The organism is Mycobacterium colombiense (assembly GCF_003284975.1).
GTDB classification, from domain to species: domain Bacteria; phylum Actinomycetota; class Actinomycetes; order Mycobacteriales; family Mycobacteriaceae; genus Mycobacterium; species Mycobacterium europaeum_A.
The window spans coordinates 25,121-40,596 of record NZ_QMEU01000033.1 but is presented as its reverse complement, the minus strand read 5'-3'; the positions used below and the strand labels follow the sequence as shown (position 1 = coordinate 40,596).

Genomic DNA, 15,476 nt, shown 5'->3' with positions numbered 1-15,476 from the left:
GCCAGGTGGCGGTGCGGCGCTCGCCCAAGCCCCTCCCGCCGGGCGAGCGGCTCACCCGGCCCCCGCGCCGGCCCCATAGCGGTTCGGCGGGACGGTATTTCCCCGACGCTGAATCGCCGCGCGGTCACCATCACCGCTCGAATCCGGACGACGACCCCACCGGCTCGGGCCGGCACTCCTCGACCGGCTAGCTGTACTGCCGGCCCGGCTGCGTGAGCGCCAGGAAGGCGCCCAGGTCGATCAGGCCCGCGGGGGTGGCCGGCAGATACTCGGTCAGCGACGGCGAGCGCACGATCACGGCCGCAAACTGGGCCCGGCTCACCGCGACGTTGAGCCGATTCCTGTTGAGCAGGAACGAGATTCCGCGCGGCACCGCGTCCATCGACGACACGGTCATCGAGATGTAGACGACGGGCGCCTGCCCGCCCTGGAACTTGTCGACCGTCCCCACCCGCACCCCGTCGAGCCCAGCGGCGGCCAGCCGGCGGCGCAGCAGCGCCACCTGGGCGTTGTAGGGTGCCAGCACCAGCACGTCGGCGGCCGTCAACGCCCGGGTGCCGTGTTCGTCGGTCCATGACCCGCCGAGCATGCGGTCGATCTCGGCGACGATCGCGTCGGCCTCCTCGGGGCTTTCGGTCGAATTTCCTTGGTGCTCAACCGAAAGCAACTGCACGCCCGGTTGGTATGCGTCGAGGTGGCGGGCGGCGGTGCAGTCGTGGGAGTGCAGTCTGTCCTCGTAGGACAGCGCCGACACGGCGGCGCAGACGGCCGGATGCATGCGGTAGGAGAGGTTCAGGAAGTAACCGCGTTCGTCGGGCAGGGTGCGCTGACCGTCGACCAACCACTCCAGCGCGGAGCTGTCCACCGGCTCCGGGTGCGTGCCCTGGCTGACTTGCGGCAACTGCGCAGGGTCGCCGAGCAGCAGCAGGTTGGCGGCGGCGGGTGCCACGGCGATGGTGTTCGCCAGACAGAATTGTCCGGCCTCGTCGATGACCAGCAGATCCAGGCTCCCCGGCGGTATCCGATTGGCGTTGGCGAAATCCCAAGCGGTCCCGCCGATCACACACCCCGGCGTATCGGCGAGAAACGCGGCGTACGCGGCGCCGTCGATCTCCCGCCAGCGCGGGGCCCGGTGGTCGTAGCGCTTCTTCGCGATCCGGTGCGGATCCAGGCCGGCGTCGATCACGCAGTCCAGCACGTTCTCCACGGTGGCGTGCGATTGCGCGACGACGCCGATGCGCCAGCCGCGTTGGGTGGCCAGGTGGTGGATCACGCGGGCGGCGGTGTGGGTCTTGCCGGTACCGGGCGGCCCGTGCACCGCCAGGTACGACGAGTCCAGATCGAGTAGTGCCGCGGTGATGTCGGCGACGGCGTCGCCGCGGCGCGGGAGGGCAGTGCCGCCCCGGGTGCGTGGCGCACGGCGCAACAGCACGTCGACGATGGCGCTGTCGGGTAGGTGCGGTAATCGGTCGGCCACCGCGGTGGCGGTGGCCTCGATCGACTCGCGCAGGGCCGTCGTCGGGATCGGCGGGCCGGGAGTCAGCGCGAACGGCAGCTGATGAAAGATGTTGCCGTCGCTGCCAACTCGCTCGAGGACCACCACTTCGGTGGGCACCGCCACATCGTCGGCCTCGACGACCGAGGCCCGCCCGGCCGCCCGCCGGTCCGGGCTGTCGCTCATGCCGGGCGGCGCCGGCGGGTGATAGAGCGCGAAGACGTCGCTCTTCAAATCCCCGCGCGCCAGCTCACCGCGCAGCCGCAGCCGCCGCTGCGGTTTGCGCGCCCGCGGCGGCGTATGCCAGTCGAGGGCGACCGACGCGTGGTCGACGACGAACACGTCGGTGTTGTCCGACCACTCCTCGATCGGAAAGTTCAGCCGGTCGAAATGCGCCCACCAGAAGGGTTTGTCCTCGCGCCGATGATAGCCGCGCGCCGCGCCCAGCAGCGCCACCGCGGTCTGCTGCGGGGTCCGGTCGTCGATGCCGGCCGCTCCGCTGAACGCGGACAGCGTCGCCGCCAGCCGGTCGCGGTCGTCGACGGTGTTGCCGTCGGCCACCGGCTGGGCGCCGAGGGGTACGACGCCGGATTCGTAGGCGCGCAAGATCAGCCAGTTCCGCAGTTCCTGCGTCGACCGGCAGTCGTAGTGGTTGTAGTCCTCGATCTCCTTGAGCACGGATGCCGCCTCGTCGCCACGCCCGTCCTCCCGCAGTTCGCAGTACCGGGCGTAGGAGGTGATCGAACCGGTGGCGGTGGTCACGTCACCCGCGCGCAGTTGGGCGCCCATGTAGAGCGGCTCGAGCGCCTTGAGGCTGAACGACTCGGCGCCCACGCGAATGCTCCTGCGCACCAACGGGTAAAGGTCGACCAGCGTCCCGCTGCGCAGCAGTTCGTCGACTTCGTCCTCGCCCACTCCGTAGCGCCCGGCGAGCCGCAACAAGGCGGTTTTCTCGTAGGGCGCGTAGTGGTAGATGTGCATGTTGGGTCGGCGCTTGCGGCGTTTGGCCACCAGCGCCAAGAAGTCGATCAGCGCCTTGCGTTCGTCGGCCCGGTCGTGCGCCCACAGCGGGCGGAACTTGCCCGTCGGCCCGGCTTCGAGCACACCGAACAGATATTCCAGCCCCCATTCGCGACCATCGGTGGTCCACAGCGGGTCACCCTCGAAATCGAAGAACAGGTCTCCCGGGTCGGGCTCGGGCAGCAGGGCCAGGGGCTGCGGGTCGATGACCTCGACCTGGGGAGCACCGGTTTCCCGTTGGCGGACTTGTAGTTTCGCCTGGACGGTCAGTTTGTCCAGCACGCCGGCCGCCAGGTCGGGCACCGGCCCGCGATGCTCGGCCAGCTCGGCGACCGTGCTGATGCCCGCGTCAAAGAGTTTGTCGCGCTGGCTCACTCGCAGGCCAGCGACCAGTAACACGTCGTCGGCCGCCCGCAGCTGTTCGAGGCATAGCGGACAGTGAAAGCAAGCGGCCACGCCCCCGTCATCCCAGCGCACCGCCGCGCCGCCGGCGTGGTGGTCGTCGAGGAGGCGCTGCAGCCGGGCGCGCTGGGAGCGGTAGACCGGGATCAGGTCGCAGATCCGGTGCCGCACCGCGGTCCCGTCGCCCAGCCGTAGTTCGGCCTCCGGCGCGACCGGGACGCCCGAGGCGGCCAACGCGTCGGCGTAGGCGGCAACCTGCAACAGCGCGGTGACCTTGGCCGAGCGGGCCAGTTTGGTGTCCACGACGCGATACCGCTGCCCGTCGCGGACCAGGAAATCGGCGAAGCCGACGAAGCGGCCGTCGAACATGGCGGCTTGATAGATCACCGGCGCACGGTCGGCGACGGCGCGGCGGGTGGCGTTCGCGGCCGCGGCCAGGCCGGCGGGCGTGTACGCGGGGCGGCCGATGATCGCGACGTCCTGCCCGAACCGCTCGCGCAGCGAAGCCAATTCGCGCCGCTCGTGTTCGCTACCGAGGGCGGCCGTCCGCGCGAGCAGTTCGTCCTCGACGGTGACCGCGGGGCCGCGGCCCAGCTTCGCGTCGAAATCCCTCAGCAGCGCGTACTCGCAGCGGGCCGCGGCGGCCAGATCCGATGCGCTGTAAACGATGCTGTCGCCGGAGACCAACACTCGAGCCACAGTAGGCCAGCGCCCCGACATGACGGTCGCGCCGGGCGGGCGTGCCCGGAGATCAGTGGGCGGGCGTATTGCCGATCAGCTCGACGGCGTTGCCGTTCCAGTGGAATTTCACATTGGTGTTCAAGCCGTTGATCCCGCTGGGGTAGGTCAGCGCCACGGTGTCGCCCGTGGTTTGCGCGGGGTCGACGCCGTTGAATCCGTAAGTGTCGGGCACGCCCTGGGGAATGAACTGGCCAAGGTGAAACAGCACCGCACGGGTCGTCGGGCTGACCGCGTTGGTGTTGGCCTTGATGATGACCGCCGAGAGCTGCGCGCACTGGTTGTAGTTGCCGGCCAGCGGTTCGGGGTTCCAGGGCTGCTGGCTGCGCGGGTCGCGGGGCAGCTCAGACACCACCTTCGCGATGGTGGGCGAGGCGAGGTTGACCGCGCAGGGGTCGGCCGGTGGGGCGTTGCCGGGCTGGGCGGCCGCCGACGGGGTGGCCGGAGCCGTGATCGACGCGGTCTCCGACGTCCTGGCCGGCGGCGTCTTGGCGACGGTGGAGTCCCCCGACCCGCAGCCGGCCAGAGTGAAGGCGATGAGAGCGATAGCGGCCGAGCCGGTCAGTGGCTCGGTACGACAGGGCAACGACCACACATCTGGGCACCGTACCGTCATCGGGTGCGGGGTCGTGGCAGGCATGGCCGGGTGTGCCGATGATCACGCGGCCGGTCCAACCGTGGTGACCCGCAGCGCTCAGCGTCGCTGAGCTCGCGATCACCGCGGGGCCCTCGGGTGGTGACCCGCAGCGCTCAGCGTCGCTGAGCTCGCGATCACCACTAGACTCCTTGGACGATGACCCTCCCGGACAGCTCGACTGAAGCTGCCTCACCGACGTTTGCCGACCTGCAGATCAATCCCTCGGTCCTGCGGGCGATCGCCGACGTCGGCTACGAATCGCCCACCGGCATACAGGCCGCGACCATCCCGGCGCTGATGGCCGGCTCCGACGTCGTCGGGCTAGCCCAGACCGGCACCGGCAAGACGGCCGCGTTTGCGATCCCGATCCTGTCCAAGATCGACGTGACGAGCACCGCCACCCAGGCGCTGGTGCTCGCCCCGACCCGCGAACTCGCCCTGCAGGTGGCCGAGGCGTTCAGCCGATACGGGGCCCACCTGCCCAAGATCAACGTGCTGCCGATCTACGGCGGCTCCTCCTACGGCGTGCAGCTGGCCGGGCTCCGCCGCGGCGCCCACGTGGTGGTCGGCACACCGGGCCGGGTGATCGACCACCTCGAGCGCGGCACCCTGGACCTGTCCCACGTCGACTACCTGGTGCTCGACGAGGCCGACGAGATGCTCACCATGGGCTTCGCCGAAGAAGTCGATCGCATCCTGTCCGAAACCCCGGAGTACAAGCAGGTGGCGCTGTTCTCCGCGACCATGCCGCCGGCGATCCGCAAGATCACCACCAAGTACTTGCACGATCCGCTCGAGGTCAGCACCAAAGCGAAATCCGCTACCGCCGAGAACATTTCGCAGCGCTACATCCAGGTCGCCGGCCCGCGCAAGATGGACGCGCTGACGCGGGTGCTGGAAGTCGAGCCGTTCGAGGCGATGATCGTCTTCGTCCGGACCAAACAGGCCACCGAGGAAGTCGCCGAGAGGCTGCGGGCCCGAGGCTTTTCCGCCGCAGCCATCAACGGGGACATCCCGCAGGGCCAACGCGAGCGGACCGTCGCCGCCCTGAAGGACGGCAGCATCGACATCCTGGTCGCCACCGATGTGGCCGCTCGCGGGCTGGACGTGGAGCGGATATCGCACGTGCTCAACTACGACATCCCGCATGACACCGAGTCTTATGTGCACCGGATCGGGCGCACCGGTCGGGCGGGCCGCTCGGGAACTGCGCTGCTGTTCGTCTCCCCGCGCGAGCGTCACCTGCTCAAGGCGATCGAAAAGGCCACGCGCCAAACGCTCACCGAAGCCGAATTGCCCACCGTCGAGGACGTCAACGCCCAGCGGGTGGCCAAGTTCGCCGACTCCATCACCACCGCACTCGGTTCTCCCGGGATCGACCTGTTCCGCAAGCTGGTTGAAGACTACGAGCGCGAGCACGACACCCCGATGGCCGACATCGCCGCCGCGCTGGCGCTGCAATCCCGCGACGGCGAGGAATTCCTGATGACGCCCGAACCGCCGCCGGAGCGGCGCGAGTGGCGCACCGAACGTCGCGACCGCCCCGAAAGGCCAAGGAACGCAAAGCCCTTCGCCACCTATCGCATCGCGGTGGGTAAGCGGCACAAGATCGGCCCGGGTGCGATCGTCGGCGCCATCGCCAACGAGGGTGGGCTGCATCGCAGCGATTTCGGCCACATCGCGATCGGGCCGGATTTCTCCCTGGTGGAATTGCCGGCCAAGTTGCCCAAGTCGATTTTCAAACGCCTTGAGCACACCCGCATCTCGGGGGTGCTGATCAACTTGCAACCGGAGCGGTCGTCCGCCAAGCCCCGCAGCCGAGACGGTGGGAAGCCGCGCAGGAAACACGGCGGATGACGCTGTCCGAAGAACAAGACGCCCAGGGCGGCCTCGAGCAGACCTCTCGCGTCGACCGGGTCGCCTCGCTGACCGGGATCCGCGCGGTCGCCGCGCTCCTCGTCGTCGGCACCCACGCGGCCTACACCACCGGCAAATACACGCACGGCTATTGGGGCCTGGTCGGTTCCCGGATGGAGATCGGCGTGCCGATCTTCTTCGTGCTCTCCGGCTACCTGCTGTTCCGCCCGTGGGTGAAGGCGGCGGCGAAAGGCGGTCGTCCGCCGTCGCTGAGTCGCTATGCGTGGCACCGGGTTCGGCGCATCATGCCCGCCTACGTCGTCACGGTGTTGTTCGCCTACGTCCTCTACCACTTCCGCAATGCCGGGCCCAACCCCGGCCACAGCTGGCTGGGCCTGGCGCGCAACCTGACGCTGACGCAGATCTACTGCAACGGCTACCTGGGCAAGTACCTGCACCAGGGGCTGACCCAGATGTGGAGCCTGGCGGTGGAGGGATCGTTCTACGTCATCCTGCCGCTGCTGGCCTACCTGCTGCTGGTGGTGATCTGCCGGCGCCAATGGCAGCCGAAGTTGGTGCTCGGCGCCCTCGCGGGTTTGGCGTTGCTCAGTCCGGCCTGGCTGGTGTTGGTGCACACCGACCACTGGTTCCCCGACGGCGCCCGGCTGTGGCTGCCCACCTATCTGGCGTGGTTCCTCGCCGGCATGATGCTGACCGTGCTGCAGGAGATGGGGGTGCGCGGCTACGGCTTCGTTGCCATACCGCTGGCGGTCATCTGCTATTTCATCGTGTCCACGCCCATCGCCGGCGCGCCCACGACCTCCCCGGCAACACTGAGCGAGGCGTTGTTCAAGACGTGCTTCTACGCCGTCATCGCCGCGCTCGCGGTGGTGCCGCTGGCCCTGGGCGACGACCATGGTTGGTATTCGCGGCTACTGGCCAGCCGCCCGATGGTGTGGCTGGGGGAGATCTCCTACGAGATCTTCCTGATCCACCTGATCACCATGGAATTCGCGATGGACTACATCGTCGGCGCGCGCGTCTACACCGGCCCGATGCTGTACCTGTACGTCGCGACGCTGGTCGTGACGATCCCGCTGGCGTGGCTGCTGCACCGGTTCACCCGCGTCCGGGAGTGACCAAGTCAGCTAGTCGCGGGCGGACACCGGCGTCACGATCGGGACGACGAATTCCTCGATCATCGCCCGCTCCTCGGCTTCGTCGCGGCCCGGGTGGGTTAGCAGCGAAACGATCACCCGCACCATCCAGCGGCCGCGGCGTTCGGTGACGGCGGGATCGTCGGGTCCCAGCGAGTGCAGGAACGCCACCGCCAACGCCGCGATGACGTCGGACTGTCCGGCCAGTTCGCCACCCACCGGCGGGCGGGTGGTGGCGAACCAGGATGCCAGCGCCGGGCTCTCGCGAACCATCGCCAGCGTGACGAGGATGCTCGCGACCAGCCGTTCGCGCGGGTCTTCGATGTCGCCGGTGCGCGCGATGATCTCGCGGCCCAGCCGGTGGGTTTCGCGGTGGACGTAGGCGGTACGCAGCGCCTCGCGGTTCTCGAAATACCGGTACAGCGTCGCGCGCGAACAGCCTGCAGCGCGGGCGATTTCGTTCATGCCGATCGAGTCGGAGTCGCGCTGGGTGTAGAGCCGCTCGGCGGCGTCGAGGATCCGGTCGGCGGCCGCCTCGGTCCGGTGCGTACCCAGCCAGTCGTTGCCTGCCATCAGGACGTCGTCCGGATCGGCACCGACAGTGGGCGCCGCACGTAGCTGCCGCCTGCCCACACGATGCCGGATTCGTCCACCCCGAATTCCGGGCATCGGGTCAGGAGTTCGGTCAGCGCGACGCGCGATTGCATCCGCGCGGCGGCGGCGCCCAGACAATGGTGTGCGCCGTGGCTGAACGTCAGGATGTTGCGGGGGCAGCGGGTGACGTCGAGTTCGCCTGCGTCCGAACCGTATTGACGTTCGTCGCGGTTGGCCGAGCCGTAGAGCAGCAGCACCCTGCGCCCGGCCGGAATGGTGGTCTCGCCGACGGTCACGTCCCGGGTGGCCGTGCGGGCGAGGCCCTGCACCGGTGAGGTCATTCGCAGCAATTCCTCGACGGCATCGGGAATGCGGCCGGGGTCGTCCACCAGCAGCTGACGCTGGTCGGGTCGTTCGTGCAGCAGCGGCATCGAGCCGCCGAGCATGCCGGTGACGGTGTCGTTGCCGCCGGTGACCATGGTGAACGTGAACGCCAGGATGGACAGGGTGCCGGTGATGTCACCGTCGGCACCGACCCCGGCAGAAACCAAATGCGAGATGGTGTCGTCCTCGGGTTCGGTCCGGCGTCGTTCGATCAACCCGGTGAAGTAGGCCATCATCGACCCGACCGCATCGCCGACGGTTTCCAGGGCGCCGGCAACGCCGCCTTCGGCGGTGTTGGCCGCGACGATGGCCTGGGTCCAGCCGTCGAACTGGGCCCAATCCTCTTCGGGCACACCGAGATAGTGGGCGACCACCATCGACGGCAGCGGCTTGAACAGCTCCGCGACGATGTCGCCGCCGCCGGCCGAGCGCAACCCCTCGATGCGCTCGATGACGAATTCGCGGACCTTGGGCTCCACGGCCTCGACCTGCCGCGGGGTAAAGCCCCGCGACACCAGCTTGCGGAACTCGGTGTGTGCCGGCGGATCCTGCATCACGAACGGCGGATTGTCTTGCAGCCCAATCAGTTCCAGGTCGTCATAGTTGACGGTCAGACCCTTGGCGGAGGAGAACGCCTCGTGGTCGCGAGCCGCGGCCCACACATCGGCGTGCCGGGAAAGCACGTAATAGTCGTGCTCGGGGTGGTTGGCCGGAACGACGTGGTGCACGGGGTCGTGGTCGCGCAACGCGCGGTACATCGGCCACGGGTTGGGCCAGGTGTCGGCGGTGGCCAGCCGGAAAGCGACCGGCGCTTCATGAGACATAACGACAGCCATGTCTCATTCGTACGACAGTTGTGGCGATATGTCAACCACGCCGCGCGTGAGTGCCCACCGGCGGGCGCCGGTAGGTTCTCAAATGAGTTGGCATTCTCAACCAAAGAGGCGTTCGACGCACGCCCTCCGCTGGCGACGGTGACGTCCGGCGACACGACTCAGGTCGGTCGTCGCCTTGACGTTTTTCAGGTAGGGCTTCGTAGTCAAGTCCCTTGCCGGCGATGCAATCGGATGCGCTTCAGCGCAGCGTTTCGATCGCGGTGTCGAAGTTTCGCAACGCGTGCGCGGCGAGCTCGGCCATGGATTTCCGATTCCCGGGTTGCAGCCAGCATCCGAGCGCGTCCGCGAAGGCGAGTGCGCCGACATTGGCGGCCAGCTTTGCGGTCGGTGGATTTACCCCGCGCGCGACAAGGGCATCGGCCATCGCCGCGGTCAGAGCGGCTGTCTTGAGCAGATCCCGCTCTTTCAGATCAGGATTAGCTTCGATGACGGCCTGACGGGTGGCGAGGAATTCTCGGCGGTCGTCTGCGAAGCCGGCGGTGAACGCGAGCAGCGCTGCGCCGACTGCCTCCATGGGCCCGGCCTCGGCGGGTGCCTGGGCGATAGCGGCGGCGAACATCTCGCGGTAGGTGTCCTGACCGCGAAACAGGATCTCGCGCTTGTCGGCGAAGTGACGAAAAAACGTTCGCTTGGTCAACCCCGCGCGCTCGGCGATGTCGGCGACCGTGACATTTTCATATCCGCGGTCAGCGAACAATTCCACCGCAGCCACTCCCAACCGCTCAGCGGCGTTGGGTTCCCAGCGACTCATGTCCGCATTCTAAAGTGCGCACCGCGCCCCTATGGCACCAAGTGACATCACCATGCTAGTGTGATGACACTAGGTGCCATGACGTTGGCATTCTCGACGACTCAAATGAGCACCCAGCGTGTAGACGGGAACGCAATGAAGGATCTTCGCGCAGAGTACGGCCAGTACGCGGTCGTCACCGGGGCGTCCTCGGGCATCGGAGAGCAATTCGCACGGCATCTCAGCGCCGCAGGCGTGAACGTGGTCCTGGTGGCACGCCGCAAAGACCGTCTGGAGAGTTTGGCCACCGAGCTTTCCCTCGCCCACGGAACCGACAACCTCGTGGTCGCCCTGGACTTGCTCGCCGACGGTGCAGTGGACGAATTGTCCCGTCAAATAGCCAATCTCGACGTCGGGATCGTAGTGGCGAACGCTGGAATCGCATCTTCCGGGCCGCTGGTGAACAGTTCCCTCGCCTATGAACTCGAAGTCCTCACCCTCGACGCGGTGGTGCCACTGCAGATGGCGCACCACTTCGGACGTGACTTCGCGCGACGGGGCCGCGGAGCCATCGTTTTGGTAGCGTCCACCCTCGAGGCCAGCCCCGCACCCTACGCGGCCAACTATGCCGCGGTGAAGGCTTACGTGTCCTCGCTCGGCCAGGCGTTGCACTACGAACTGAAAAAGGACGGCGTCGACGTCCTGGTCGTATCCCCCGGGATGACGAAAACCGAGATCACCGAACGCTCCGTGGGCCTCGACTTCGAGAAGATCGGCGGCCCAAGGATGGCGGCGTCACGGGTTGCCGAGGTGGCATTGAACAACCTGGCGCGGCGGGCCCGCGTCATCCCCGGCGCCACCAACAACGCCGCGGATCTGCTGATCAAACACCTGCTCCCGCGTTCGTGGGCGGTCAACACGTTCGGCTGGTTGTTCGGCCGCGCTCTCGTCGAGACGACGCCGCAAGGCGCTGAAACGTAAAACCATTCCGCTGCGGCACCTTTCGAAAGGATCCATCCCTTGCGCATTCCCGGTATGTCAGTCGATATCCCTATCGAGATGGTCGCGAGCATGATCCGGCCCGAATTCGCCAACCTGGCGCCGGTGGAAGTCTTCCCAGGGGTGGCGAGCCATCTGGATCGCCCGTATGCCACCGTCATCGGATTCCGCCAACTCACCCTGGATCTGCACATCCCGCACCGACCGGTGCGAACACCCGTTCCCGTTGTGGTTTACGCCCATCCGGGAGGGTTCTTCACCGGCATCAAACAGATGGGGCCGTGGAGGTTCCTGCTCGAGGCGGGGCTGGCTGTGGTCTCCGTCCAGTACCGGCTCAGCGGTGAGGCCGTCTTTCCCGCCGCCATTCACGATGTCGCCGCCGCTGTGCGCTGGGTGCGGGCCAATGCCGACCAGTACGGCTTGGATGCCGACCGGATGGTGGGCTTGGGTTCCAGCGCGGGTGCTTACCTCATCAGTGCGGTCGCACTCGCCGGCGACAACAGCGACCTCGTTGGCAGCATCGAACCGTACGCGGAGGTGTCCTGCGCATTGACCGCCGTCGTGGAGCACTACGGACCCACCGATTTTCTCAAACACGATGACGACGCACGCCCCGACGCCGTCGAACGGATGAACGGTCCAGACAGCACACTCGCGAGGTTTTTCGGGTTCGTGCCCGCCGACCGGCCCGAGGTGGTGGAGCGCGGAAATTTGTGCCATCTGGCGCACCCGGGCGCGCCGCCGTTCCTGATCGTCCACGGCGACCGGGATCGTCGCGTCGGAATCGAGCAGGCTCGGCGCCTTCATCGAGCACTGTCAGCGGCGGGTGTTCGGGCAGACCTGGTCGAGATCGCCGGCGGCGACCACGGGTCGCCCCACTTCGACGCACCGCCCCTGCACGAGACAACGCTGGCGTTCCTCGAATCCGTTCTCGCACAGCCCCTTCACCGTTAACACACCACACACGGATCGGAGATCTCACGTGCCCACACTGAAGCGAATTCAGTATCACCGCTACGGAGGACCAGAGGTCATGCGGCTCGAAGACTTCGAGCCCAGGCAACTGGGCCCCGACGACGTTCTCGTCCGGGTCCGCGCAGCCGCCGTCAACCCGATGGATATCGGACTACGCAACGGCAAAATGAAGATGGTCACCGGCCGTCGCTTCCCACGTGGACTGGGCCATGACTTCGCTGGCATCGTCGAGGCCGTCGGCAAGAACGTCACCCGCCTTCGCGTGGGTGACGAAGTCCTCGGCGCCGCGTCGATCAAAGAGGCGGGCGCGTTCGCCGACGTCGTCGTGGCCGACCAAATCAGCGTCGCGAAGAAACCCGCGGAACTGTCGTTCGAGGCGGCGGCGGCCCTTCCCATCGCCGCGGGGACCGCGTATCAAGCCCTTTTCAAGATCGCGAGGCTGCAGCCGGGCGAGTCGGTATTCGTGCATGCCTGCCTTGGCGCAGTCGGCCGCTCAGCCGTGCAACTCGCGTCCGCCAACGGGGCGACCGTGGCGGGCAGCTGTCGTCCCGGCTCGGAGGCCGAGGCACGGGACCTCGGTGTCGATCCCATCGTGGACTTCGACTTTGACCCCACCGCGCTGCGCCGGCGATTCGACGTCGTCCTGGACAGCGCCGGCAAACTGCCGATCAAGAAGGCCCGAGCGATCCTGGCCCCCAAGGGGCGAATCCTGAGCGTCATGCCCAGTCCGGCAAACATGGTCAGAAGCGCCCTGCCCGGCCCATTCCACGTCGTGATCGGCAAAGAAGACATCGCTGATCTCGAGGGGCTCACGCGCATCGCCGCCGAGGGCCATCTCCGGCTACCGATCGCCCAAGCGGTGCCGCTGTCGCAAGCAATCCCAGCGCTGACCGAACTGGAGGAAAACGGAACCGCGAAGCGAGGCAAGTTAATCGTCGTGCCGGGATAGCAGGCTCAGATTGCCGCGCCCGGGTTCAAAATGCCCTGCGGATCCAGCGCCTTCTTGATGCGTTGGTTCAACTCCATCACGTCGGGCCCCAGATAGCCGGCCAGCCAGGGCCGCTTCAACCGGCCGACGCCGTGCTCGCCGGTGATGGTGCCGCCCAGGCCGACGGCCAGATCCATGATCTCGCCGAACGCCAGGTGCGCGCGTTCCGTCATGTCGGCGTCGGCGGGGTCGTAGACGATCAGCGGGTGGGTATTGCCGTCACCCGCATGCGCGATCACCGAGATCATCAGGTCGCGCTCCGACGCGACGCGTTCGATGCCCGTCACCAGCCGGCCCAGCGCCGGCAGCGGCACGCCGACGTCCTCGAGCAGGAGCGACCCCTTGGCCTCGACGGCCGGGATGCAGAACCGCCGGGCGACCACGAACGCCTCGCCCTCGTCGGGATCGTCGGTCGAAAACACTTCCGTCGCAGCGTGTTCCGCGAATACCTCGGCCATGATCTCGGCGTCCTCGCTGCCGGCGCGGCCGCGCTCGTCGGATCCGGCCACCAGCATGGCGGCCGCCCCGCGGTCGAGATCCATGCGCAGGGTGTCCTCGACGGCGTTGATCGCCACCGAGTCCATGAACTCCAGCATCGAGGGACGAAGCCGCGCGGTGACGCCGAGCACCGCCTCGACCGCGTCCTCGACGGTGGCGAAGCTGGCCACCACGATGCTGGACGCGTTCTGCTTGGGCACCAGCCGCAGCGTCACCTCCGTGACGACGCCTAGGGTGCCCTCGCTGCCGACGAACAGCTTGGTCAGCGACAGGCCCGCGACGTCCTTCAACCGTGGTCCGCCCAGCCGCACGGCCGTCCCGTCGGCCAGCACCACCTGCATGCCCAGCACGTAGTCGGTAGTGACGCCGTACTTCACGCAGCACAGCCCGCCGGCGTTGGTGGCGATGTTGCCGCCGATGCTGCAGATCTCGAACGACGACGGATCGGGCGGATACCACAGGCCGTGCTCGGCGACGGCCTTCTTCACCTCGGCGTTGAACAGTCCCGGCTGGCATACGGCGGTGCGGGTCACCGGGTCGACGGTGATGTCGCGCATCTTCTCGGTGGACAACACGATGCCGTCGTCCAGCGCGGTCGCCCCGCCGGACAGGCCGCTGCCGGCACCGCGCGTCACGACGGGCACCCGGTGGGCGGTGGCCCAGCGCAGCACGGTCTGCACGTCTTCGGTGCGCCGCGGCCGCACTACGGCCAGCGGCTTGCCGGCCGACGGGTCGAAGGCACGGTCCTGGCGATAACCCTCGGTGACGGTCGGGTCGGTGACCACCATCCCGTCGGGTAGATCGGAGATCAGGCTGGCCAGGGCGTCAGAGCTCACGGCCCGATCCTAAGCCCGTGTCACAGGCCGGGGCCCTCGGCGAACTCCGGCGCGCGGTCCAGTTCCCGCAGCGACGGCAACCGGCAGGCGGTGACGCCGATCAGCAGGATCGGCACCGCCAGCACCAGGAACGTGACCTGCAGACCGGCCGCGTCGGTCAGCGGACCGGCCACCAGCAACCCCACCGGGCCCGCCGCATAGGTCAACCCGGTCATCACCCCGACCACCCGGCCGCGCAGCCGGTGCGGCGCCCGGGTCTGCATCATGTAGTTGTAGATCGGCTGGATCGGCCCGTAGACCACGCCGGTGATCGCGCACAGCACCAGGATCACCGGCAGCGGCGGCAGCAAAGCCACCCCGACGGTCGCCGCACCGAAGGTGAGCGTCGCCGTCAGCACGGCCGTGCGTCGGCCCACGTGATTCGAGAGCGCGGCGTAGCCCAGCGCTCCCGCCACGCCGCCGAACCCGATCGCCATTAACGCCCACCCCAGTTGCGCGGGTTGGTGCTGGTCGGAGAAATACTTCGGGAACAGCACGCTTTCCATCGGCAGGTACAGCGCGGTGACGGCCAGGTCGATCAAGCCGAGGGTGCGCAGCACCCGCATGTGCCACACGAAGCGCAGTCCCTCGGCGATGCCGGACAGCCACCCGTCGGGCCGGGTCTCGCGCGCGGGCTTGCCGGTGCCCGCGAGCCGCAGCGACCCGATGGTCAGGATGGACAGCCCGAACAACCCCGCCGTCACCCACATCGTGTTGATGCCGCCGACCGTGGCGATCATCAGTCCGCCGATGCCCGGACCCACGATGAACCCCAGATTCAAAACGGCCTCGTAGACACTGTTGGTGCGGGCCAGCGACCAGCCCGCGCGGCCGGCCGCCTCGGGCAGCATCGACTCGCGCGCCGTCGTCCCCGCCGGATCGAACCCGGCCGCGAAGAAGGCCAAGACGGCCAGCACCGCCAGGTTGAGCGCGTGCGATCCGAGCCACCACGCGATCAGCGGCACCGCGGTCACCGCGGTCCCGGACAGCGCATCGGAGATGAGCGAGACTCGGCGGCGCCCGAAGTAGTCGACCGCCGCGCCGGCGACGAGGGTGGACAACACCAGCGGCAACGTCATGGCCAGGGCGACGGCCGACGCGTCGCGCGCGCTGTTGTGGTGCTGCAGCGCCAGCCACGGGAAGGCGACGATCGAGATGCCGCTACCCGCGGTCGCCATCAACGTGGCGAACAGGATCAGGAACGCTGGGCCGCCGCTTTTCATTGGAATAT

Annotated in this window: 12 protein-coding genes; 5 read left to right on the top strand and 7 right to left on the bottom strand. The window is 68.0% G+C overall.

All coding sequences use genetic code 11. The features are described 5' to 3' along the window. Window positions 1–187 precede the first annotated feature (187 nt). Together DQP58_RS13340 and DQP58_RS13335 are read right to left on the bottom strand one after the other, a co-directional pair. Window positions 188–3,607 carry a TM0106 family RecB-like putative nuclease gene (locus tag DQP58_RS13340; RefSeq protein WP_112708841.1) on the bottom strand — a complete coding sequence of 1,140 codons (3,420 nt, stop codon included), beginning with the start codon at window positions 3,605–3,607 and terminating at the stop codon, window positions 188–190. A gap of 61 nt (window positions 3,608–3,668) precedes the next feature. After that, window positions 3,669–4,271, bottom strand: coding sequence for an LppP/LprE family lipoprotein (locus DQP58_RS13335; protein ID WP_112708840.1), 603 nt, complete (start codon window positions 4,269–4,271; stop codon window positions 3,669–3,671). Between the two features lie 177 nt (window positions 4,272–4,448). Between DQP58_RS13335 and DQP58_RS13330 the strand changes: the two genes are divergently transcribed. Both DQP58_RS13330 and DQP58_RS13325 read left to right on the top strand, forming a co-directional pair. After that, complete coding sequence (locus DQP58_RS13330) at window positions 4,449–6,149, top strand: DEAD/DEAH box helicase (protein WP_112708839.1); 1,701 nt, start codon at window positions 4,449–4,451, stop codon at window positions 6,147–6,149. Next, window positions 6,146–7,288, top strand: a complete 1,143-nt coding sequence (locus tag DQP58_RS13325; protein WP_112708838.1) for an acyltransferase family protein — start codon at window positions 6,146–6,148, stop codon at window positions 7,286–7,288. The genes DQP58_RS13330 and DQP58_RS13325 overlap by 4 nt, the downstream gene beginning before the upstream one ends. 9 nt (window positions 7,289–7,297) lie before the next feature. Here DQP58_RS13325 and DQP58_RS13320 read toward each other — a convergent pair whose 3' ends face one another. The 3 genes from DQP58_RS13320 to DQP58_RS13310 all read right to left on the bottom strand — a co-directional run bounded on the left by DQP58_RS13320 (window position 7,298) and on the right by DQP58_RS13310 (window position 9,931). Next, on the bottom strand, window positions 7,298–7,879 hold the full coding sequence (locus tag DQP58_RS13320; protein WP_112708837.1) for a TetR/AcrR family transcriptional regulator: 582 nt from the start codon (window positions 7,877–7,879) through the stop codon (window positions 7,298–7,300). Beyond that, on the bottom strand, window positions 7,879–9,120 hold the full coding sequence (locus DQP58_RS13315; protein ID WP_165827861.1) for a cytochrome P450: 1,242 nt from the start codon (window positions 9,118–9,120) through the stop codon (window positions 7,879–7,881). Before DQP58_RS13315 ends, DQP58_RS13320 begins: the two co-directional genes overlap by 1 nt. Window positions 9,121–9,358: 238 nt before the next feature. Further along, on the bottom strand, window positions 9,359–9,931 hold the full coding sequence (locus tag DQP58_RS13310; protein ID WP_112708835.1) for a TetR/AcrR family transcriptional regulator: 573 nt from the start codon (window positions 9,929–9,931) through the stop codon (window positions 9,359–9,361). A 78-nt stretch (window positions 9,932–10,009) separates the two neighbouring features. Between DQP58_RS13310 and DQP58_RS13305 the strand changes: the two genes are divergently transcribed. The 3 genes from DQP58_RS13305 (at window position 10,010) to DQP58_RS13295 (ending at window position 12,833) form a co-directional block, all read left to right on the top strand. Then, a complete protein-coding gene (locus DQP58_RS13305; RefSeq protein WP_205869418.1) occupies window positions 10,010–10,891 on the top strand; it encodes an SDR family NAD(P)-dependent oxidoreductase in 882 nt (293 codons plus the stop codon). Between the two features lie 39 nt (window positions 10,892–10,930). Continuing rightward, window positions 10,931–11,863, top strand: coding sequence for an alpha/beta hydrolase (locus DQP58_RS13300; RefSeq protein WP_133259369.1), 933 nt, complete (start codon window positions 10,931–10,933; stop codon window positions 11,861–11,863). A 79-nt stretch (window positions 11,864–11,942) separates the two neighbouring features. Continuing rightward, window positions 11,943–12,833, top strand: coding sequence for an NADP-dependent oxidoreductase (locus DQP58_RS13295; RefSeq protein WP_240629803.1), 891 nt, complete (start codon window positions 11,943–11,945; stop codon window positions 12,831–12,833). A 5-nt stretch (window positions 12,834–12,838) separates the two neighbouring features. Here the strand turns inward: DQP58_RS13295 and DQP58_RS13290 are convergent, their stop codons facing one another. Both DQP58_RS13290 and DQP58_RS13285 read right to left on the bottom strand, forming a co-directional pair. Further along, the gene (locus tag DQP58_RS13290) at window positions 12,839–14,206 is read right to left on the bottom strand and encodes an FAD-binding oxidoreductase (protein ID WP_112708831.1); all 1,368 of its coding nucleotides are present in this window, start codon (window positions 14,204–14,206) and stop codon (window positions 12,839–12,841) included. Window positions 14,207–14,226: 20 nt separating this feature from the next. Then, entirely contained in the window at window positions 14,227–15,468 is a 1,242-nt protein-coding gene (locus DQP58_RS13285; protein ID WP_112708830.1) for an MFS transporter, read from the bottom strand. Window positions 15,469–15,476: the final 8 nt, after the last annotated feature.

Coding starts and splice junctions, on each gene's coding strand:
- DQP58_RS13335 (WP_112708840.1), bottom strand. CDS start 4,271: ATGACGGTACGGTGCCCAGATGTGTGGTCGTTGCCCTGTCGTACCGAG.
- DQP58_RS13330 (WP_112708839.1), top strand. CDS start 4,449: ATGACCCTCCCGGACAGCTCGACTGAAGCTGCCTCACCGACGTTTGCC.
- DQP58_RS13325 (WP_112708838.1), top strand. CDS start 6,146: ATGACGCTGTCCGAAGAACAAGACGCCCAGGGCGGCCTCGAGCAGACC.
- DQP58_RS13320 (WP_112708837.1), bottom strand. CDS start 7,879: ATGGCAGGCAACGACTGGCTGGGTACGCACCGGACCGAGGCGGCCGCC.
- DQP58_RS13315 (WP_165827861.1), bottom strand. CDS start 9,120: ATGGCTGTCGTTATGTCTCATGAAGCGCCGGTCGCTTTCCGGCTGGCC.
- DQP58_RS13310 (WP_112708835.1), bottom strand. CDS start 9,931: ATGAGTCGCTGGGAACCCAACGCCGCTGAGCGGTTGGGAGTGGCTGCG.
- DQP58_RS13305 (WP_205869418.1), top strand. CDS start 10,010: ATGACGTTGGCATTCTCGACGACTCAAATGAGCACCCAGCGTGTAGAC.
- DQP58_RS13295 (WP_240629803.1), top strand. CDS start 11,943: ATGCGGCTCGAAGACTTCGAGCCCAGGCAACTGGGCCCCGACGACGTT.
- DQP58_RS13285 (WP_112708830.1), bottom strand. CDS start 15,468: ATGAAAAGCGGCGGCCCAGCGTTCCTGATCCTGTTCGCCACGTTGATG.